5 protein-coding genes and 1 pseudogene are annotated in these 4,543 nt (G+C 65.4%); all 6 read left to right on the top strand.

The features are described from left to right. The coding region (gene cobA / locus AUC71_RS13030) for a uroporphyrinogen-III C-methyltransferase (RefSeq protein WP_204376725.1) at positions 1–820 on the top strand (820 nt) is incomplete at its 5' end. Then, on the top strand, positions 813–1,109 hold the full coding sequence (locus AUC71_RS13025) for a DUF2849 domain-containing protein (RefSeq protein ID WP_069624604.1): 297 nt from the start codon (positions 813–815) through the stop codon (positions 1,107–1,109). The genes cobA and AUC71_RS13025, both read left to right, overlap by 8 nt. Further along, positions 1,096–2,751, top strand: a complete 1,656-nt coding sequence (locus tag AUC71_RS13020; RefSeq protein ID WP_069624603.1) for a nitrite/sulfite reductase — start codon at positions 1,096–1,098, stop codon at positions 2,749–2,751. Before AUC71_RS13025 ends, AUC71_RS13020 begins: the two co-directional genes overlap by 14 nt. Next, on the top strand, positions 2,738–3,181 hold the full coding sequence (locus tag AUC71_RS13015) for a DUF934 domain-containing protein (protein ID WP_069624602.1): 444 nt from the start codon (positions 2,738–2,740) through the stop codon (positions 3,179–3,181). Before AUC71_RS13020 ends, AUC71_RS13015 begins: the two co-directional genes overlap by 14 nt. After that, entirely contained in the window at positions 3,091–3,873 is a 783-nt protein-coding gene (locus AUC71_RS13010) for a phosphoadenylyl-sulfate reductase (protein ID WP_342021858.1), read from the top strand. Before AUC71_RS13015 ends, AUC71_RS13010 begins: the two co-directional genes overlap by 91 nt. Further along, positions 3,870–4,543: pseudogene (gene cysD, locus AUC71_RS13005) on the top strand (sulfate adenylyltransferase subunit CysD); the annotation flags it as partial. The gene AUC71_RS13010 and the pseudogene cysD, both read left to right, overlap by 4 nt.

Below are 4,543 nucleotides of genomic sequence, written 5' to 3'. Positions count from 1 at the left end.
CGAGGCCATCGAGCAGGCAAGCGAGGCCGGCATGAAGGAAGGCCGCGTGCTGCTGGTCGGCGCCGGCCCCGGCGATCCCGAGCTTCTCACCATGAAGGCGGTGCGCGCGCTCAAAATCGCCGACGTCGTGTTCTACGACAAGCTGGTCGGCAAGGGCGTGTTGGAGCATGCCCGCCGCGAGGCTGAGCTGATCCCCGTCGGCAAGTCGAAGGGCGCCCATAGCGTGCCGCAGGCGGAGATCAATGCACTTCTGGTGGAGCGGGCCAAGGCCGGGCAGACCGTAGTGCGCTTGAAGGGCGGCGATCCCTTCATTTTTGGCCGTGGCGGCGAAGAGCTCGATGCCTTACGCGCCGCGAATATCGCCATCGAGATCGTACCCGGCGTCACCGCCGGCATCGCCGCTGCCGCGAGCTTGCAGGTGCCGCTGACCCATCGGGACGTGTCGCATACGGTGACTTTCGTTTCCGGCCATGAGGCGGGCGGCAAGGCGCCGAGCTTTGAGCATCTCGACCTGAAGGCGCTGGCCTCGGGCAATAACACCCTGGTCGTCTACATGGGCGTCACCACCGGCGCCGCGATCGCCCAAAGGCTTCTGGAGGCCGGGTTCCGGCCCGAGCTTCCGGTCATCGCGGTGGAGAATGCCAGCCGCGAGGACGAGCGCCGGGTGGCCACCACGATCTCGGTCCTTGCAGCCCATCCGGACTCGCTCGGGCTGAAAAGCCCCGCGGTTCTGATCTTCGGCGAGGTCGCCGGACTGCCCGTCGCCGGTGTCGTCGAGACCGTTCTGGCCCACGAGGAGGTCAAGCACGCTTATGCCTAGCGTCGTCACAGCCAACCGCCTCACCGACGGCATCGTCGTCTATCTCGCCGCCGACGGCGAATGGACCGAGGAGATCGCCAATGCCCGCGTCGCCGACGACGAGGCGGAGACGAAGGCGCTCGAGGCGATCGCCGACAACGCCGTCCGTGAGCGCGTCGTGGTTGGCCCGTATCCCATGGTGGTCGGCCTTAAGGATGACGGCGCGATCGATCCCCTTTCCGTGCGCGAGCGCATCCGTGCCGCGCACCGCACAACGTTGACGAAGGATTGGTACGATGTACCGCTATGATGAGTTCGACCATGCGTTCGTGAACGAGCGCGTGGCGGAGTTTCGCGATCAAGTCGAGCGCCGGCTCGCCGGCCAGCTGACGGAGGAGGAGTTCCGGCCCTTACGCTTGCGGAACGGCCTCTATCTGCAGCTTCACGCCTATATGCTGCGCATCGCCGTTCCCTATGGCGTGCTCAGCCCAAGGCAATTGCGCCAGCTGGCGATGATCGGCCGCAAATGGGATCGCGGCTACGGCCATTTCACCACGCGCCAGAATCTCCAGTTCAACTGGGTGAAGCTCGTGGATATTCCCGATGTGCTCGCGGCGCTGGCCGAGGTCGAGATGCACTGCATTCAGACCAGCGGCAATTGCGTGCGCAACGTCACCGCCGATCCTTACGCCGCGGCCGCGGTCGACGAGCTGGAAGACCCGCGCGCCTGGTGCGAGATCCTGCGTCAATGGTCGACGCTGCATCCGGAGTTCAGCTGGCTGCCGCGCAAGTTCAAGATCGCCATCTCGGGCGCCGCCGAGGATCGCGCCGCCACCGCCTTCCACGATATCGGCTTGCGTATCGTGCGCGGGCCCAATGGCGAGAACGGCTTCCGCGTGCTGGTCGGCGGCGGCATGGGCCGCACGCCCTATGTCGGCCAGGAGATCAAGTCCTTCCTGCCGAAGGAGCACTTGCTGTCCTACATCGAGTCGATTCTGCGCGTGTACAATCTGCACGGGCGCCGCGACAACATCCACAAGGCCCGCATCAAGATCCTCGTCAATGCGCTCGGCATCGACAAATTCCGCGAGGACGTCGAGGCCGACTGGGAGGCGACCCACAAGGACGCCATCGACCTGCCCGAGGACGAGAAGCGCCGCATCATGAGCTATTTCGCGCCGCCCGAGCTGCCGGAGCGGCCGGCGCGCGACGAGGCCTTGGCGGCGCGGCGCGAGAGCGATCCCGCCTTCGCCAATTGGTACAAACACAACGTGCTGCCCCATCGGGTGCCGGGCTACGCCTCTGTGGTGATCTCGCTGAAGGAGCCGGGCCGCACGCCGGGCGATGCCTCGTCGGACACCATGGACTTCGTCGCCGACCTGACCGAGCGCTTCGGCCACAACGAGGCGCGGGTCAATTACACGCAGAATCTGATTCTGCCTCATGTGGCGCGGGCCGACATCTTGGAGCTGTACGAGGCGCTGGCGGGCGCGGGCTGCGCCACCGGCAACAACGAGTTGCTGGGCGACATGATCTGCTGCCCGGGGCTGGACTATTGCAACCTCGCCAACGCGCGGTCGATCCCCATCGCCAAGGAGATCGCCAAGCGCTTCGAGGATCCGGCGCGCCAGGAAGAGATCGGCAAGCTGCGGCTCAACATGTCCGGCTGCATCAATGCCTGCGGTCATCATCACTCGGGCAATATCGGCATTCTCGGCGTCGACAAGAAAGGCACCGAGCTCTACCAGATCACGCTCGGCGGCAACCCGAAGGATAGCGCCTCGGTCGGCACGATCATCGGGCCGGGCTTCCGTGCGGAAGCCGTGCCGCAAGCCATCGACACCATCGTCGACACCTATATCGACAACCGTCACGAGGGAGAGAGCTTCCTCGAAACTTGGCGCCGCGTTGGCGCCGCGCCCTTCAAGGAGGCTCTTTATGGTGCTCGTTGAACTCGCCACCGGGACGATCGTCGCCGATCCCGACGAGGTGGCGACGGTGCTGGAGCCGACCGCCGACGAGGCGGCGCTTCATGACGCTGCCGGCGGCAACGCGGGCCCTATCGCCATCGCCTTTCCGAGCTTCACCGACGGACGCGGCTTCAGCCTGGCGCGCCTCTTGCGTGAGCGTCACGGTTTCAAAGGCGAGATCCGCGCGGTAGGCCACCTGATCCCCGATCACGGCCAGTTCCTGCTGCGCTCCGGCTTCGACACCGCCGAGATAACCGATCCGGAGGCGGTGCAGGTCTGGAAGCTTCGCTCGAGCGCATCCGCCACAATTATCAGCCGGCCGTGCGCAATCCCTTGCCGCTGCGCTGGAATGCGTCCTCCAAGGCCGCGCTTACGCTCGACGAGATGCTTGGCCAGACCGACGACCTCGTGAGCCGCATCAAGCAGGTCGCCGCGCAGATCGAAGGGCGCATCGCTTTTTCGACGAGCCTCGGCCTCGAGGATCAGGTCATCCTGCACGCCATCGCCAAATCCGGCGTCATCAAGTCCGGCGCGGAGATCGACGTCTTCACCCTCGACACCGGACGGCTCTTTCCGGAGGTGCTGGAAACTGTCGAACTCTCGGAGCTTCGCTATCGTATCCGCATTCGCCTGGTCGCACCGGACGCACAAGAGGTGGAAGAGCTCGTTTCCCGCGACGGCGTCTATGGCTTTCGTCAGTCCGTCGAGAACCGCAAGAGTTGCTGCGAGATCCGCAAGGTCCGTCCCTTGAACAAGGCGCTGGAAGGCGCGCAAGGCTGGATTACGGGTCTGCGCCGCGAGCACTCGGACGCGCGCGCCGAAGTGCCGCTTGCCGCGTGGGACGCAGAGCGCGGGCTCACCAAGGTGAACCCGGTCGCCGACTGGTCAACCGACACCCTGATGACCTATATCGCCGCCAACAACATCCCCGTGAACCCGCTGCACGCCCGCGGCTTCGTCTCCATCGGCTGCGCGCCGTGCACCCGCGCCATCCAGCCGGGCGAGAACCCGCGTGCCGGACGCTGGTGGTGGGAGAACGAGGACAAGAAGGAATGCGGCCTGCACGTCAACGAGAACGCTAAAGTGAAAGAGAAAGCCGCATGACCGCGCTCACCTCGCATCTCAAGCTCCTCGAAGCCGAGAGCATCCATATCTTCCGCGAAGCGGCGGCGCAGTTCCGTACGCCAGTGTTGCTTTACTCCATCGGCAAGGACTCGACCGTCCTTCTGCACTTGGCGCGCAAGGCGTTTTGGCCGGCCAAGCCGCCGTTCCCGCTGCTGCATGTGGATACCACTTGGAAGTTCCACGACATGATCGCCTTCCGCGACCGCACGGCGAAGGAGCTCGGCCTCGATCTGATCGTGCACACCAACCACGACGGGCTCGCGCGCGGCATGAACCCGTTCGATCACCCGCCGTCCGTCTATACCGACATCATGAAGACCCAAGCGCTGCGCCAGGCGCTCGACACGGGCGGCTTCGATGCGGCGTTTGGCGGGGCCCGCCGCGACGAGGAAGCCTCCCGCGCCAAGGAGCGCGTGTTCTCCTTCCGCGCCGCCGGCCATCGCTGGGACCCGCGGCTACAGCGCCCGAGATGTGGCAGCTCCTGAACGGACGCCTCGGCAAGGGCGAGACAGTGCGCATCTTCCCGCTGTCCAATTGGACCGAGGCCGACGTCTGGCGCTACGTCATGCTCGAGAAGCTCGACGTGGTTCCGCTCTATTTCGCCGCCGAACGTCCAGTGGTGGTGCGCAACGGCCAGATCATCATGGTC

The organism is Methyloceanibacter marginalis, from assembly GCF_001723295.1.
Classification (GTDB): Bacteria; Pseudomonadota; Alphaproteobacteria; order Rhizobiales; family Methyloligellaceae; genus Methyloceanibacter; species Methyloceanibacter marginalis.
This window is presented reverse-complemented; position numbering and strand designations above follow the sequence as displayed.

Coding starts and splice junctions, on each gene's coding strand:
- AUC71_RS13020 (WP_069624603.1), top strand. CDS start 1,096: ATGTACCGCTATGATGAGTTCGACCATGCGTTCGTGAACGAGCGCGTG.
- AUC71_RS13015 (WP_069624602.1), top strand. CDS start 2,738: ATGGTGCTCGTTGAACTCGCCACCGGGACGATCGTCGCCGATCCCGAC.
- AUC71_RS13025 (WP_069624604.1), top strand. CDS start 813: ATGCCTAGCGTCGTCACAGCCAACCGCCTCACCGACGGCATCGTCGTC.